The following is a 16,572-nucleotide window of genomic DNA, read 5'->3' as shown; positions in this document are numbered from 1 at the left end:
TAATATTAAATCAATAACAAATAAATAAAATAACGAACAGGGAATTTGTTATGAAAAAGAAGTTAATCAGAGGTTTGATCTTCTCGACATTTGCGATGAGTAGCTTATCTCATGCAATGATGGCTTTAGATGATGAAAGCTTATCAAAAGTTGATGGTCAAGCATTACTCTCCATGGAATATACGCAGGGGTATAATTCTGTGGATGAGAGTGGACAAGCCGTAGACCAATCCAATGTCGGCTTTTATAAGCTTGGTTTAGAAGCTGAAATGGAGCTCAATGCCAATATTAAAAAGCTGCAATTGGGGTGTGGTGGTGCAAATGGCTCAGGTGCTTGTGATATTGATATCGATCATATTTCATTGAGTGGATTGCCTGTAAATAGCAATTATACGTCTGATGAACGTGCGGCAACTTCTGCTTTGTTGACCAATCCTTTTATCGAAATTGCAATTAAAGATCCCAAATCAGCTGCAACTCGTGAAGTGATGGGCTTTCGTCTGAGCGCTGAAAAAATTTCTGGGTTAATGACATTAGGTACAGAAAATAGTAATACACCCAATGGTATCAACACCTTTAGTGGGTATATGAAAACCAAAGCGTCTGCGGGTGTTGCAACAACTGCCGAGCGTGTGATGGACTATGCTTCTACGCAGCAATACATTGAAGGGGCAGTTAAGGGGACATTATTTGGTGCTGAAGTTGATCTACCGCTTCACTACAAATCAGATAATTATTCTTTTAATTTAAAATCAACCACAGCACCTTTTACAATTCCAGCCACTGTCGTGAGCGGGAATAGAATTAAGGATAATATTGCGGTATTAAAAGGCACAGGTACAGTTGATCGTCTAGATTTTAGTGGTCCATTAGAAGCTCAGATCTCTCTACTTGGGTTAAATATTAATTTGAATAAAGACGTAACAGGCTATCTTACTGGACTACAAACCGATATTACGGTAAATCAAAGTTTAGGTTTGATCCATGCACTTTATCTAAATAACCCTGCTTCGTTATCCTTACAAGCTCAAAAAATACTCTGGCCTGGTGCTGCAGTTGCAGCAGAAAGAGGTTGGTGGTTGGCGATGGAAGATGAGGTCGATTTGGGGAGTATTACACCTTCAGATAAAGTGGCGATTACGGATGAAGTGTTGAAACAAACGATCGCTGGAATTAACCATGACCTAAGTACCAATGTTCGTAATTGTGGAGATTTAATCTTTGGTTGTGTTGCAGGTTCGGCTTTAGATGTTAAAGAAATTAAAAACCCGTCATTAATTGATTTCCCATTAAACAATTTAAAACTTTCTGGACAGGAGTTTCGTTCTAACTGCTTCGGCGGGCTGAAATTCTGTTAAGGCTTAAAGTATTTAATATAAAAAAATCCCGCACTTAGCGGGATTTTTTTATATTTAGCGCAAATTATTTTGCAATTTTCGCTAAAAGGTCTTCTTTACTGAGGTTGCTTGATTCTTCATCACGGCGACCTTTGTACTCAAATGTACCAGCATCCAAACCTTTCTCACCAATAACGATACGGTGTGGAATACCTGTTAACTCGATATCAGAGAATTTAACACCTGGACGTTCATTACGATCATCTAGAAGAACATCATAACCAGCAGCAGTTAATTCTGCATACAGTGCTTCAGCTGCTTCTAACGTGCGCGGTGATTTATGCGCATTCATTGGCACAATAGCAACTTCGAAAGGAGCAATTGCAGACGGCCAAATAATCCCTTTGTCATCGAAGTTTTGTTCAATTGCAGAAGCAACAACACGGGTTACACCAATACCATAGCAACCCATAGTCACAACGAGAGGTTTGCCGTCTTCACCTAAGACTTTACAGCCAAGTGCTTCAGAGTATTTTTGACCCAACTGGAAGATATGACCAACTTCGATACCACGTTTAATCAAGATTGTACCTTGACCGTCTGGAGAAGGGTCACCTTCAACAACATTACGAAGGTCATAAACTTCGGTGTATTGTGCATCACGTTCCCAGTTTACACCTACAGCATGTTTATCGACTTGGTTTGCACCAGCAACAAAGTCTGAAAGTACAGACGCTGCACGGTCAACAATAACTGTAATGCCTTTTTCGGTTAAGCCTTGAGGGCCACAGAAACCAGCCGTTAAACCTAAGTCAGCCAATTGTGCTTCAGTTGCAAAGGCCAATGGAGCAGCAATTAATGGGTGTTTTTCAGCTTTAATTTCATTCAGTTCATGGTCGCCACGTAGGAATAAGGCAACCACTGGCGCAGCTTTACCTTCTTCAGCAACACCTTGAACCAACAATGCTTTTACAGATTGAGCAGGTTTTGATTTAAGGAATTCAGAAACATCAGCTATGGTTTTTTGATTTGGTGTATCAATAATTTCAAGTGCTTTAGTCGGAGCAGCACGTTCACCAACTAGTACGGCTTCAGCCATTTCTACGTTAGCAGCATAATCTGACTCTGTAGAGAATGCGATGTCATCTTCACCGCTAGAAGCAAGTACGTGGAATTCATGAGAACCCGAACCACCAATTGAACCTGTATCCGCTTGAACTGGACGGAAATTTAAACCTAAACGCGTGAAAATCTTGCAGTAAGCTGCATACATGTTGTTATAGGTTTCTTGTAAAGAGGCTTGGTCAACATGGAAAGAATAGGCATCTTTCATGATGAATTCACGTGAACGCATCACACCGAAACGAGGGCGGATTTCGTCACGGAATTTGGTTTGTACTTGGTAGAAGTTTGCAGGCAATTGCTTATAGCTTTTCAACTCATTGCGAGCAAGATCTGTAATCACTTCTTCATGTGTAGGGCCAAGTACAAAGTCATTGTTATGACGGTCTTTAAAACGTAAAAGTTCTGGACCATATTGTACGAAACGACCTGATTCTTCCCATAAAGATGCAGGTTGAGTGACAGGCATCAGGACTTGAAGTGAACCAGCGCGATCCATCTCTTCGCGGATAATCGCTTCAACTTTATTTAATACGCGAACGCCCATCGGCAGCCAAGTGTATAAACCTGAAGCCAATTTACGAATCATCCCGGCACGAAGCATAAGCTGATGTGAAATAACTTCAGCATCGTTTGGGGTTTCTCTTAACGTTGCAAATAAAAAGCGACTCGCGCGCATGGAAACTGTCCTAAAAAATTAAGCGTTAAAGTGGAGAGTATACAATAAAAAATGAGGTGAACATTTTCCAAAGTCACCTCATTTTAGATTTTGTCATTATGACATGATTTTTTTGGCCTGACGTGCAAGGAAGTTTCGGAAATCATCCAAATAGGTAAAAATCACTGGAACAACCACGAGTGTCAGTAAGGTAGAAGTAATCACTCCGCCAATCACGGCATGTGCCATTGGCGCGCTTTGTTCACCGCCTTCACCTAGACCAAGTGCAAGCGGAACCATACCCATCACCATTGCACTGGTGGTCATTAAAATGGGGCGTAAACGGGTTTTACCTGCTTCAATAATTGCGTCATAACGATCTACACCATGATCCATGGCTTTTTTAATAAAGTCGATGAGTAGAATTGCGTTCTTTGTCACCAAGCCCATGAGCATAATAATCCCAATAATGGAAAAGAGGTTCATGGTTGAATTAAATAAGAATAGGGCTAAGAAAACCCCAATCAATGATAAGGGTAATGAAGCCATAATGGCTGCAGGGTGAATGAAGCTATTAAATTGTGAACCCAAAACAATATAAATAAATACAATAGAGAGGGTAATCGCTGTCATTGCATAACCCGCAGACTCAGCCATATCTTTATTGGCACCTTGCGTGACAAAACTATAACCTGGTGGCAAGTCGAAGTTTTTCTCTATCTCATTGATTTCGGCACCAATATCACCCGCAGGACGTCCTGCTGTGTTGGCTTCAACCATCACTTCACGTGCCAGATCACGACGGTTAATTTGTGAAGCACCCAATGTTTCTTCAAAGCTAGCCACACTTGCCAATGGAACCAAGATAGGTAAGCCTGTGGCATCGGTTTTTTGCGATGTGATGTACATGCTTTGAATGTCTGTTGGTAGTCGACGCTGATCTTCAGTGAGTCGTAAATTTACATCATAGGTTTCGCCTTTATCATCCTTCCACGTTGTTACATTATCCCCCGCAAGTAGAGGGCGTAATACATTGGCGATTTGATTGACGGATAAACCTAAATCACTGGCTAAAACACGATTGATATGTACACCTAAGGTCGGTTTAGGTTCTTTGAGTGAGCTTTCTAAGTCGACAATGCCTTCGACTTTGGAAACTTCAACCAAGAAACGGTCAGAAATGCGTTGTAACTCATCTAAGTCTGGGCCTTTAATCGAGATCATGACCGGCTTTTGACCTCCCGAAACTGTTTCATCAGCTGAGGCAATCGAGGTAATAGTAATTCCTGCCACATGTTTTAAACGGGTACGGAATTCATTGTTGAGATCCGTTAAGGTTTGACTACGCTCTGTACGTGGTGAAACGGTGACACGAATGCTGGCATGGTTTTTACCGCGATCAGTGGCACTATTAATGGCACCATAAGTGGCTTTGACTTCTGGATGCTGGCGAATGATACGATCGACTTGCTTAAGCTTCGCCTGCGAATATTCAAGGGTTGCATCAACGGGTGTTTCAAATTTGATCCGAATTTCACCTTTGTCTGGTACGGGTACAAATTCAGTTCCGATCATTTTGGATAAAGCTAATGCGCCAAATAAAGACGCGACGGCGATTAAAAGGGTAATGAGCCTAAATCTTAAAGCAAGCTTGAGTAATTTTTCATAATGATGGCTTAGGTTGTCGAGTTTGCCCGAAATCCAGTTAAAAAAGCGTTTTATTTTGCCGGGCTTTTTATTTGGATCATGGCGCTCTGCCCAGTGAGCAGACAACATCGGGTCAAGGGTGAAACTCACAAACATCGAAATTAGTACAGCGGTACTGACGGTTACACCAAATTGATAGAAGAAACGCCCAATAATACCGCCCATAAATGCCACAGGTAAAAATACGGCAACAATGGTCAAGGTTGTGGCCAATACAGCTAAACCAATTTCTTTTGTACCGTCGAGTGCTGCGGTGACATGGTCTTTGCCCATATCGGCATGGCGGACAATATTTTCGCGTACCACAATGGCATCATCAATGAGTAGACCGATACTCAGTGAGAGAGCCAGTAGGGTCATCATGTTGATGGTAAAACCAAAAATCCAAACAAAGGTGAGGGTGCCCAGTAGCGAAATCGGTAGGGTTAAACCTGTAATGGCTGTCGAACGAAATGAGCCGAGAAATAACAAAACAATGAATACTGCAAGTACCGCACCTTCAATAATCGTTCGTGCTACATCTTTAATGCTGCCTCGAATACCTTTAGATGAATCAACCACAATTTCTGCGGTCGTGCCTTGCGGCAATTGCTGTTGAATTTTACTTAAGGTTTTACGGGTATTATCAACCACCTCAATCACATTAGAGTCCGAACTTCGCAGAATGTCGACAGCAACGGCTGTTTTGCCATTCAGATAGGCACTCGACTCCATTTCGGCTTGACTATCTTCTATTTCGGCAATTTGTTTGAGATAAATCGGGGCGCCATTTTTATTGGCAACCACTAAATCACCGAATGAGTTTGGGTGAATAACCCGAGATTTAATTTCGACCACCAATTCTGAGTTCTTTTGTTTTAAAGTTCCCCCCGGAACTTCAATATTTTCAGATTTTAGGGTGTTTATAACTTGGTCTATCCCAATCCCGAAACTTTGTAATTTTTGCGGATTTACTTGAATACGAATTTGACGCTGTGCATCACCCAATAAATTGACCGTACCGACACCAGGAACTGTTCTGAGTTGTGGCACAATCCGTTGATTCAGATAGGAACTCAAATCACGTAAAGACATGTCCTTTGATTCAAAAACAATCGACATAATTGCACTGGCAGTAGGGTCATAACGTTCTACGATGGGGTCATCAATTTCATCACGAAATTGTGCGGTTACCGGTGCAATTTTATCTCGAATATCCTGTGCAGCTACAGAGGATGAGACGTCTAGATTAAATTCGACAATGACCGTGGATAAACCTTCACTGGACTGTGAAATGACTTGCTTAAGGCCTGAAATGGTATTGATCTGATCTTCAAGTTTCTTGGTGATCTCAGATTCGACAGACTCAGGAGAAGCACCCGGATAGTTGGTGTAGACCACAACAAAAGGGAAGTCGACATCAGGAAACTCTTCAACGCCCATACGCTGCCAAGAAGCGAGTCCTAGCACCATCAGACAGAACATCATCATGATGGTGAAAACAGGATATTTCACACTAATTCGGGTTAACCACATAACAACTGTCCTGCCTTATTCTTTTAATTTTGGCTGATACTTACATCTTGTTTGATATCTGAATTATTAAATTTAATTCGGCTGATCAGATCACTATTTTGTAAGCCCTGAACAATCGCGGTGTTATTGCTATAACTCTGATTCAAAATTTGTACAGGCACTTTGGCAATTTTATTTTGACGTATGACCCAGACATAAGGTTGGTCTTTTAGACTTTGAATGGAATCGAGTGGAATTTTTTGGCCTGAAATATTATCTGTACCTAAAATGTGACCTTCGACAAAAGCACCAATACTTAATGATGTAATGGTTTCATTTGGGGCTGCAAAAAATTCAATTTGGCGACTTGCTTGATCAGCAATCGGTGAAATCCGACTGATTTGTGCAGTGAGTAAATTGCTATTGCCTTGGATGTTATATTCAATTTTTTGTCCAATTTTCAGTGCAGCTTGCTGATCACTTGGTAATTTGGCTTGAATTTCCAATTGGTCTGGATTGACGATTTCAAAAAGGGTTTGTCCCGCAGCAACCGTTTGTCCCGGTTCAACATCACGTTTGGTAATCACGCCTTGGATAGGGCTATAAATGGTGCCGTCTTGATTGGCTTTACGTGCAATATCGACATTGGCTTGTTGGGCTCGAACATTTTCCAGTTGAGCTTGGTAATCGACACGACTTTGTTCAAACTCTACTTTGGAAATAAAGCCTTGATTTAGCAAACGCTGTTTGCGCTCCATCATCAGTTTGGCTTGATTGGCTTGAGCTTGTGTGGATGCGAGGTTCGCTTGTGATTGAGCAAGACGTGCTGCGTTGTCTTGATTATTTAAATGCACCAACACTTGGCCTTTGCTGACACGTTGTCCGACCTCTGCATTCACATTGGTTGCAGTCGCAGTGACTTGGGCTTGAATACTGCTCTGATTGACTGCCCGAATGGTGCCTGTAAAGGCTGTTTTTGAAATGGCGTTGCCTTGTTCGATCGTCACCAGATCTTGTTGAATCAATTCAATCTTATTTTCTGGTTTTACACTTTGCTGCGGATCTTCTTTTTGACATGCAGCCAAAGTCAGGCTTATGCAAAGCAGGCTAAGCTTTAAAAAAGGGGATGATTGCTGTGCAGATTGCATAATGGTCCTTATATCAGCGGTCTACAAAAGCAATTGAATAACAAGTTTATTCCATCGCTTTTAAACGCGTAATAATTCTGTCGTATTCAGCTTCTGTATTTCGATAGCGAGTTTGTAACGATTGAATGTATTCTTTTTTCGCTACCATATTTTTTTGATTATTATCCAACATTGTTTTTAATTTTGCCGGAACGGTTTCACCTTTTCGAAAATGTTCACGTTCTTGGCGAACAAATAATACACGATCATTTTGTAATTGTTTTAATTGTTCTTGTTCAAACACGATCTGTTTACGTATACCCGTCAGTGCATCACGCTTTTTAATGGCCGCAGTTCGGCTATTGGTATAGGCTTTTTTAAGTTTGATATCTGATGCTTGCTGACGTGCTTGAGCAGCACGCTGAGGAGCTTGTCTAACATCAGCTTCAGCATTGTAGGGGCGGTTACGTTTAATCACTTGCATATTTTGATCAAGTGCTTCATAACCATAGCGGATGTGATTTGGTGTCACATTGGTACTGATATTTGCTACGCCTTTACTGTCATAGTAGCGATACCAAGTCGCCTTTTGTGGTTGCTGTGTATTGGTTGGTGCAGCAAATAAAAGCGGGGTATAAGCTAGTAAACAAGTCGTCAGGATGACTTTTTTTGAGAAATGTTTAAGGCCAATCAAGTGAATTTTTTTTGTAAGCGGACTCAACCTTGTACTCCCCAGTTTAAAGTTGACTAAATTACTTATTTTAAAGTAATAATCTTGCTATAATATGCTTAATTAAGACAATTAAATACTATTCCAAGTTAAAAAAAAATCGTTGGTCATCGGAAAGTGTGAAGCAGTTAATAAAAACAAGAAATCTTGTGTGTTTGCGCAGAAAATGTTCATTGAAAACGCAAGTAAAGATATGTTAAAAATGTTCACAACTTGTAAATAATAATGCTGCTAACTTAATTGTTTGTACATCCTCAATGGGTAGGGTCAATAAATGGACGATAAATTCCAAAATCTAAAAGTCATGGTAATTGATGATTCAAAAACCATTCGTCGTACGGCCGAAACGCTGCTTCAGCGTGAAGGATGTGAAGTAGTCACTGCTGTAGATGGTTTTGAAGCACTTTCAAAAATTGCAGATGCGAATCCAGATATCGTATTTGTCGATATTATGATGCCACGTCTAGATGGCTATCAAACTTGTGCCCTGATTAAAAACTCTCAAAATTATCAAAATATTCCTGTGATTATGCTTTCAAGTAAAGATGGTTTATTTGATCAGGCGAAGGGTCGTGTTGTAGGTTCTGATGAATACTTGACTAAGCCATTCAGTAAAGATGAATTGCTGAATGCAATCCGTAATCACGTTACAGCTTAATTAGATTTTTTATTTTTTGGGGAAAAAGCATGGCACGTATCCTAATCGTTGATGATTCACCAACAGAAACATTCCGTTTTAAAGAAATTTTAGGTAAACACGGTTTTGAAGTGATTGAAGCTTCAAATGGGGCAGATGGGGTGACAATGGCTCAAGCTGAGTTACCTGATTTGGTCTTGATGGATGTGGTAATGCCGGGTGTGAATGGATTCCAAGCAACACGTCAAATTGCACGTGGTGCGACCACCAAACATATCCCGATTGTCATTGTAAGTACCAAAGATCAGGCAACTGACCGTGTTTGGGGTAAACGCCAAGGTGCTTCTGATTATCTAACTAAACCTGTAGACGAAAAACAATTAATTGATGTGATTAAGCAACACCTCAATGCAGGATAAAGCTCTATGGCAGCAAATGGATTTATCGAATTACTTCGAATCGCAAAACGAGGAAACAAGAACTACGTTTCCACTGAAAATGAAGTAAACCGATGGTCAGGCATTGCTTTTGAGATGATGGGGCAATATTACGTTGCTCCTTTAGGTGAAGTAGCTGAAGTGATCTACCCACCAAAATATACGCCAGTTCCCAACACCCAACCTTGGGTGATAGGACTAGCCAATATTCGGGGACGCTTACTTTCTTTGTCTGACCTAGCACAATATATAACCGGTCATCGAAGTAGTTTTTCACCCACTCAAAAAGTTTTATGTATTAGTCATAATGACCATTATGTCGGTTTGGTAGTCGATCAAGTTTTGGGTATTCAACACTTTAATAAGAAAAGTTATTTTTCTAAACATAATGAGTTGGATCGAAATTTACAGGAATATTGTCAGGGGTATTTCCACCAGCATAACCAGCAGTGGAATGTATTTCTCTTCAGTCGTTTACTGCAAAATCCAAAATACATGAACGCATCTATAAAATTTATAAATTAATTGTCGCGCACGAACGAAAGAAGGCGTAATCGGGGAGAAGCTGAATGGGCTTTAAACTTAAAAAGAAAAATACGGGTGAAAGCACCAGTGGTCGTAAAGGCGGTAATGCTTTTCTGGCAAAACTGCAATCACAGACAGATCAATTATCTCGAGTTTTTGGTGATAGTGAAAAATCCAAACCATTTATTTATGGTGCGATTGGTTCATTAGTACTGGCAACGATCATTTTATTATACCTATTCTATAGCGTTCCTCGCGGTAACCAATTGACGCAAAGTTTGGGTGAACTCCGTCTTCTTTCGCAAACAATTTCGCGTCAAGCAACTGAAGCAACAGCTTCGGGTACTGAAGATGCAATGAAAAAATTAATTGCTTCTCAAGATTCGTTCAAAGAAAACTTAGAAACTGTAAAAGATATTCATGCAAATACCGATGCGCTGAAATCTGTAGATACGCAGTGGGCTGAAGTTTCAAAAAGTATTGACTTGATTACTTCGCAACAAAAAATCATTAACAAGCTATATGACACGAACATCGCGATTGGTGAAACCATTCCGGGGATTCAGGCGGAATATAACTTGATGGTCGACCAAATGGCACGTCAAGACATGCCTTCGAACCAGGTGGTTATTGCGAAAAACCAAGTATTCATTGCGGAACGTATTTTACGTTCGATCAGTTCGGTGCTTTCAGGTTCTGATAGCTCACGTGAGTCTGCGGATGACTTCAGTGCAGATACGGAAACCTTCGGTTTGTACTTAAATGCTCAATTGGACGGTAGTGCAGAGCTCGGTGTACAGCGTATTGAAAGCCCTGAATTACGTGAATCACTTGAAGGTATTAAAGCCGAATATGACGACGTATTAAAATCAGCTTCAGCGACGATTTTGAAAAACTCAACGCAAATTGTGAACGTACGTAAAGCATCTTCACAAATTTTTGCTGAGTCAGACAATTTGTTGGGTAATTTAAATCAATTGTCTTCTAACACTGGTCTGAAAACCATTTTACCTGCGGTACTGTTGATTCTTGCATTAACTGCCTTCTTGATCTGTGTATTCAAACTTCTTTCTTTACGTGGTCAATCGGATAAATTCCGTGTAACCCGTCTTCAAGAAGAATATGACCGTAACCAGAACGCGATTTTACGTTTACTCGATGAAATTGCCGATCTTGCAGACGGTGACTTGCGTTCGTATGCGACGGTATCTGAAGACTTTACCGGTGCGATTGCCGACTCGATTAACTTCGCAATCGACCAATTACGTGACCTTGTATCGCGTATTACAGAAACTTCTCAAGAAGTTGCACAATATACGGCGAATACGCAGGGTATTACCAACCAGCTTGCAGAAGCATCTGAGCATCAGGCGCAAGAGATTGCTGGTGCATCTGCCGCGATTAACGAAATGGCAATGTCGATTGACCAAGTATCTTCGAACGCTGAAGAATCAGCTGTCGTAGCAGAACGTTCAGTACAAATTGCTGCAAACGGTGCAGATGTTGTAAACCGTTCAATTGAAGGTATGGACACGATTCGTGAGCAGATTCAAGAAACTTCAAAACGTATTAAACGTTTGGGTGAGTCTTCTCAAGAGATTGGTAACATTGTCGCACTGATTAACGATATTGCCGACCAAACGAACATCTTGGCATTAAACGCAGCAATTCAGGCGTCGATGGCGGGTGAGGCAGGTCGTGGTTTCGCCGTGGTAGCGGATGAGGTACAGCGTCTTGCGGAACGTTCAGCGTCTGCAACCAAACAGATTGAAGGCTTGGTAAAAACCATTCAAACGGATACTAACGAAGCCGTAATTTCGATGGAACAAACGACTTCGGAAGTTGTACGTGGTGCGAACTTGTCTAAAGATGCCGGCGTAGCACTGGATGAAATTCAGTCTGTATCGGGTAACTTGGCGAAACTGATTGCAAACATTTCGGATGCTGCAAAACTTCAGTCTGCTTCTGCAGGTCATATTGCGACAACGATGAACGTTGTACAAGAAATTACCTCGCAAACCACCAGTGCAACATTTGATACTGCACGTTCGGTATCTGAATTGGCGAACATGGCTGAATCATTACGTGAATCTGTATCTGACTTTAAACTCCCAGAGTAAGTCAGGCGCAAACCTGCAGTACCTTAGCTACGGCTAGGGTACTGCACCGATTACAGATAACACATCGATAAGGTGAACTTAACGTCACAGTTAAGTCTTAGGTGATGGTTACAATTAAGTTTGAGCAACCTTCTTGGTGGCAAAACATAAGAAGCCTTAGCTATGAAAGAAATATTAAAAAATTTAGTTGAAACAACTACGCTTCCTGAAGATAGTTATCTTGATCAAGATGCAGAAATTTTAGAGATTTTTGTTGAAGAAATAGAAGAAATCTTTGAAGAACTTGCGGGTTTATTTACAACTTGGTTGGAAAATCCACAAGATAAAGACACTTTAACGACGATTCGTCGTCATTTCCATACCCTGAAAGGTTCGGGTCGTATGGTCGGGGCAAAATCGGCGGGTGAAACTGCATGGGCAGTTGAAGATACGCTGAACCGTGTTATTGCGGGTTCGGTACAGTTAACGCCGACCGTTCAAAAGTTTGCACAAACAGTTTTAAATGTTTATCAATATAAGCTCTATCCACGGTTTAAAAATGTTGCCGAATTGGATGTTGACTTACGTCCATTGGTTTTAATGGGGCAACAATTACAACAAAATATCAGCCTTGAGCCTGCACTCGAAGAATTATTAAAACTGGCAGATCAATTAAAATCTGAAGATGATGTCACTGGTTTAGAACTGACTGATGTTGAAGCTACGTCACCTGTAGAAGTGCTTGAAAGCACGATTGATGTGGTCGTTGAATCAGAACCTGTTCTTGAGCAAGTGGATGCAGATGCGTCACTGGTCGAAGAGACAGTGAGCATTTTTATTGAAGAAGCTGAAGAACATCTACAAACGATTGATCAGTTCCTCCAATCTGATGACAGTAAATCACAAGACTATAATGGCTTGATTCGCGCGCTACACACCTTGCGTGGTAGTTCGTCAATGGCGCAAATCGAAGAGATTTTTGAAGCCAGTTCAAAAGTTGAAAACTTATTCAAAACCTTATTACAAGACGAAATCGTATCGAGCTCGAAAGAAACTGCTTTATTGATTCAATATGCTGAATTTGTTCGTGATTATTTACACGTGCTGCGTTCAGGAGATAAGGCAAATCTTGCGTCTATTTATGAAACCTTTAAAGCCGCTTGGGATGATTATGGTTTTGCAAGCCAAGATCAATTGGCGCCTGAAGATAATCCGCAAGGTTTGGTTTCTAAACTAATCGAATTAAATATTGATCAGTTATTAGATGCTGAATTTGAGTTTGATAAACGTGCCCTTGCTGAATTCCCAGACTATATTCAACAGCTCAGTCAGCAAGCTTTAGAGTTGATTGAACATACGGATAATCGTGCGTCTGTTGGAATCCATGATTTCACAACTCAACTGCGTGCAGCGTATCAGTCTTTAATTGAAAAGCCTGAATTACTCCATACTGATTATGGCTATGAGTTATTTGCGCAAGCACATCAAGAGTTTATTCATTTATTTGACACTTTAGCTGCGGGTCAGCGTGTAGTGTTAAGTGAAGAGGTTCAACGTTTCTTAAATGAGCTGACTGCATTTGTTCAACAAGACATTGAAGCAGTTGCAGCGACGACAACACCAGAAGCCCATGTAGTTGCTGAACCTGTTGCCACTGTAGAAGATAAAGCCGCTGTTCCAAATACAACAGCAGTAGACTTCGCACAATTAAGTCAGCGTATTCAACTTGATCATCAACAGATGCAAGCGGCAGATGCGAATAATGACTTTGATGAAGATCTTTTGGGGATCTTTATTGAAGAGGCAGAAGAGTTATTGGTAGGTATTGACCAAGACCTCAGTACTTGGACACGTGATCAGACCAATACTTCAGCTTTGAATAATTTAATGCGTTATTTGCATACCCTAAAAGGTGGTGCAAATATGATTGCCGCATCTCATGTGGGTTTAATTTCGCATGAATTAGAGTCGATTTATGAGCGCATTATTCGTCAGCAAATTTCGATTACGCCTGCGTTAATTCAAATTATTCGTTTAGTGCAGGATGATATTTCAGATCGTATTCAAACCATTCGTGACCAAGGGATCGACTACCCAGCGAATAATGTGATCGATATTCTCAAGAATATTCAGTCAATTGTGGCAGGAGAGCGTTCAGAAGCTGTTGCATTGGCTTCGGCCCCTATTTCTGCTGAAACTGAACAAACAGCAGTAGAACCAGATGTATCGGTGTCAGAGCCGATGGATGTTGCTGAAGACACTGCAGAAGCAGTGGTTGAAGCTCAAACGACTGCTCACACTGAGTCTGCTGTTGAACATCTTGAACATGCGGTTGCTGAACATGTTGAGCATCCAGATGACGATCTACGTTCTGTCATGGAAGAAACCTTCCTTGAAGAGTCTGAGGAAATTCTTGAACAAGCCGTTCAATTATTAAATCAATGGACTGAACAACGTAGTGACCGTAACGTATTGCTTCAATTACAACGTGCTGCCCACAGTATTAAGGGTGGTGCGCGTATGGTTGAAAATGAACCTGTTGCCGCAATTGCGTATCAACTTGAGACGACGTTTGAGCATTTCGCGGTTCATCATTTCAACTCAAATGCATATGACGGCTTACTCAAAACGACGTTGGCATGGTTAAAAGAAGCGATCTTCAACCACGACTATAGTAATTTTGATAGCATCAAATTGAGCCTAGAATCCATTCAGTATGTGGATGTTACGGTTCAATTACCAAACCGTGTTGCAGAATTAGAACAAGGTATTGTTAGCAAAGGCTTTGAATTTATTCAAGGTGATGGTGTTGAACCGCCATCTATGTTGGGTGAATGGTCTGAAGCCAATTCTTCTGATAACAGTAATGAGATGATTCGTATCTCGGCTGATCTCGTCGAGAAGATGATTGACTTATCAGGCGAAAACTCGATTAACCGTTCACGTATTGAGATGGACTTAGGTCAGCTAGGCAATACCTTGAATGAAATGGAGTTAGCAATTAAGCGACTTGCTGACCAGTTACGTCGAATGGATGGTGAGCTTGAGTCACAAATTATTGCCAAACATGGTTCTGAAAATTCACGCTATGCGGATTTCGACCCATTGGAGATGGACCAATATTCATCGATTAACCAATTGTCAAAATCTCTAGCCGAATCTGCGTCGGATTTGGTTGACTTCAAGAGTACTTTGGCAGAAAAAATCCGTGATGCAGAAGGTTTGTTATTACAACAATCACGTATTCAGTCAGAAATTCAAGAAAGTCTGATGCGTACCCGTTTGGTGCCATTTGATCGTTTGTTACCACGTTTACAACGTATTGTGCGTCAAACTTCTTCGACCTTGAACCGTCCTGCAGAATTGATTGTTCAAAATACAGAAGGTGAATTGGACCGTACGATCTTAGAGCGTTTGGTGACACCATTTGAACATATGCTGCGTAATGCGGTCGACCATGGTTTAGAAGATACTGCTGACCGTTTGGCTTTGAAAAAGCCAGAAATGGGTAGCATCGTCTTGAACATTAGTCGTCAGGGTACTGATGTACTGGTGTCTTTCAGTGATGATGGTAAAGGGATTGATGAAACCAAAATTAAAGACAAAGCCTTAAAACTTGGTTTAATCAAAGCGGATCAGTTCCTCGATAAACAAGAAATCTTGCAATTGATCTTCCATCCAGGTTTCTCAACGGCACAATCGGTAACGCAAATTTCGGGTCGTGGTGTTGGTCTGGATGTGGTGCAAAGTGAAATTAAAGCCTTGGGTGGTCATGTTTCCGTTGAGTCTGAGTTAGGTAAAGGGACGACCTTTACCATTCGTGTACCAACCACAGTAGCGGTCAGCGATGCCTTGATGGTGAAAGCGGGCGATCAGCAATATGCGATTTCATTAGCGCAAATTGAACGTATTGTCCGTATTGCACCTACGGCACTCGAAACTTACTTCAATAGTAAGGATGACGTGTTTAAAATTGACAACACCAATTACAAACTACGTTATCTATCAGAGTTTGTGGGTAATCAGCCAATTCCACGTTTAAATAATGTCGGCCATTCATTGCCTGTACTACTAATTAAAGGCAACAGTGGTCAAACCATTGCTTTATTGGTCGATCAGCTGGTGGGTTCACGTTCTCAAATCGTGGTGAAACCAATTGGTCAACAATTTACCAGTGTAGCCGCGATTGCAGGTGCCACGATTCTAGGTGATGGTCATGTATGTTTGATTTTGGATGGGCAAAATATTGCACGTCAAATTCAAACTACGCAGCGTGTTAAACATTCAGCTGAACAGCGTGATTTGGGCCGTCAAGCCAATGCGCGTCGTTTAGTGATGATTGTCGATGACTCGGTAACTGTACGTAAAGTGACTTCACGTTTACTTGAACGTCAGGGTTATGACATCGTGACTGCGAAAGATGGTGTGGATGCAATTGAACAGCTTGAAAATGTCCGTCCAGACTTGATGCTACTCGATATTGAAATGCCACGTATGGATGGCTTCGAAGTGACAAACTTAGTTCGTCACCATGACATTCACCGTGAGCTGCCAATCATTATGATTACATCACGTACAGGTGAAAAACATCGTGAGCGTGCATTTAGCTTAGGTGTGACTCACTATATGGGTAAACCATTCCAAGAAGCTGAATTGCTTGCCAATATTGAAGCTTTAATTGCAGAAAAGCAGGGGTAAT

At 41.1% G+C, this 16,572-nt stretch carries 9 protein-coding genes and 2 pseudogenes; 7 read left to right on the top strand and 4 right to left on the bottom strand.

Annotation, left to right across the window (positions count from 1 at the left end; genetic code table 11):
- Window positions 1–50: 50 nt before the first annotated feature.
- Window positions 51–1,358, top strand: coding sequence for a hypothetical protein (locus tag FTU12_RS03965; RefSeq protein WP_180009837.1), 1,308 nt, complete (start codon window positions 51–53; stop codon window positions 1,356–1,358).
- A 64-nt stretch (window positions 1,359–1,422) separates the two neighbouring features.
- Here FTU12_RS03965 and FTU12_RS03960 read toward each other — a convergent pair whose 3' ends face one another.
- The 4 genes from FTU12_RS03960 to FTU12_RS03945 all read right to left on the bottom strand — a co-directional run bounded on the left by FTU12_RS03960 (window position 1,423) and on the right by FTU12_RS03945 (window position 8,106).
- Window positions 1,423–3,138, bottom strand: coding sequence for a proline--tRNA ligase (locus FTU12_RS03960; RefSeq protein ID WP_180007525.1), 1,716 nt, complete (start codon window positions 3,136–3,138; stop codon window positions 1,423–1,425).
- Window positions 3,139–3,234: 96 nt separating this feature from the next.
- A complete protein-coding gene (locus FTU12_RS03955) occupies window positions 3,235–6,339 on the bottom strand; it encodes an efflux RND transporter permease subunit (RefSeq protein ID WP_180113791.1) in 3,105 nt (1,034 codons plus the stop codon).
- A gap of 23 nt (window positions 6,340–6,362) precedes the next feature.
- Window positions 6,363–7,466, bottom strand: a complete 1,104-nt coding sequence (locus FTU12_RS03950; RefSeq protein ID WP_180113790.1) for an efflux RND transporter periplasmic adaptor subunit — start codon at window positions 7,464–7,466, stop codon at window positions 6,363–6,365.
- 46 nt (window positions 7,467–7,512) lie between these two features.
- Window positions 7,513–8,106 (bottom strand): hypothetical protein, encoded by a 594-nt coding sequence (locus FTU12_RS03945; RefSeq protein ID WP_373684136.1) that lies wholly within the window; start codon window positions 8,104–8,106, stop codon window positions 7,513–7,515.
- Between the two features lie 343 nt (window positions 8,107–8,449).
- On the opposite strand from FTU12_RS03945, the gene pilG reads away from it, so the two are divergent.
- The 6 genes and pseudogenes from pilG to FTU12_RS03920 form a co-directional block, all read left to right on the top strand.
- A complete protein-coding gene (gene pilG, locus FTU12_RS03940) occupies window positions 8,450–8,833 on the top strand; it encodes a twitching motility response regulator PilG (protein WP_078191060.1) in 384 nt (127 codons plus the stop codon).
- 29 nt (window positions 8,834–8,862) lie between these two features.
- A complete protein-coding gene (locus tag FTU12_RS03935) occupies window positions 8,863–9,231 on the top strand; it encodes a response regulator (protein WP_078191059.1) in 369 nt (122 codons plus the stop codon).
- 6 nt (window positions 9,232–9,237) lie between these two features.
- Complete coding sequence (locus FTU12_RS03930) at window positions 9,238–9,774, top strand: chemotaxis protein CheW (RefSeq protein ID WP_180007529.1); 537 nt, start codon at window positions 9,238–9,240, stop codon at window positions 9,772–9,774.
- A 44-nt stretch (window positions 9,775–9,818) separates the two neighbouring features.
- The gene (locus FTU12_RS03925; protein WP_180004985.1) at window positions 9,819–11,894 is read left to right on the top strand and encodes a methyl-accepting chemotaxis protein; all 2,076 of its coding nucleotides are present in this window, start codon (window positions 9,819–9,821) and stop codon (window positions 11,892–11,894) included.
- Window positions 11,895–12,056: 162 nt separating this feature from the next.
- Window positions 12,057–12,612: pseudogene (locus FTU12_RS16635) on the top strand (Hpt domain-containing protein); the annotation flags it as partial.
- Window positions 12,613–12,686: 74 nt separating this feature from the next.
- Window positions 12,687–16,571: pseudogene (locus FTU12_RS03920) on the top strand (Hpt domain-containing protein); the annotation flags it as partial.
- Window position 16,572: the final 1 nt, after the last annotated feature.

Source organism: Acinetobacter sp. YH12063 (assembly GCF_013419715.1).
Taxonomy (GTDB): domain Bacteria; phylum Pseudomonadota; class Gammaproteobacteria; order Pseudomonadales; family Moraxellaceae; genus Acinetobacter; species Acinetobacter amyesii.
The sequence above is the reverse complement of the archived record's forward strand: the minus strand, read 5'-3'. Positions and strand labels throughout refer to the sequence as shown.

Bases quoted from the DNA above. Each gene is read 5' to 3' on its own strand.
- FTU12_RS03965 (WP_180009837.1), top strand. From the start codon at position 51: ATGAAAAAGAAGTTAATCAGAGGTTTGATCTTCTCGACATTTGCGATG.
- FTU12_RS03960 (WP_180007525.1), bottom strand. From the start codon at position 3,138: ATGCGCGCGAGTCGCTTTTTATTTGCAACGTTAAGAGAAACCCCAAAC.
- FTU12_RS03955 (WP_180113791.1), bottom strand. From the start codon at position 6,339: ATGTGGTTAACCCGAATTAGTGTGAAATATCCTGTTTTCACCATCATG.
- FTU12_RS03950 (WP_180113790.1), bottom strand. From the start codon at position 7,466: ATGCAATCTGCACAGCAATCATCCCCTTTTTTAAAGCTTAGCCTGCTT.
- pilG (WP_078191060.1), top strand. From the start codon at position 8,450: ATGGACGATAAATTCCAAAATCTAAAAGTCATGGTAATTGATGATTCA.
- FTU12_RS03935 (WP_078191059.1), top strand. From the start codon at position 8,863: ATGGCACGTATCCTAATCGTTGATGATTCACCAACAGAAACATTCCGT.
- FTU12_RS03930 (WP_180007529.1), top strand. From the start codon at position 9,238: ATGGCAGCAAATGGATTTATCGAATTACTTCGAATCGCAAAACGAGGA.
- FTU12_RS03925 (WP_180004985.1), top strand. From the start codon at position 9,819: ATGGGCTTTAAACTTAAAAAGAAAAATACGGGTGAAAGCACCAGTGGT.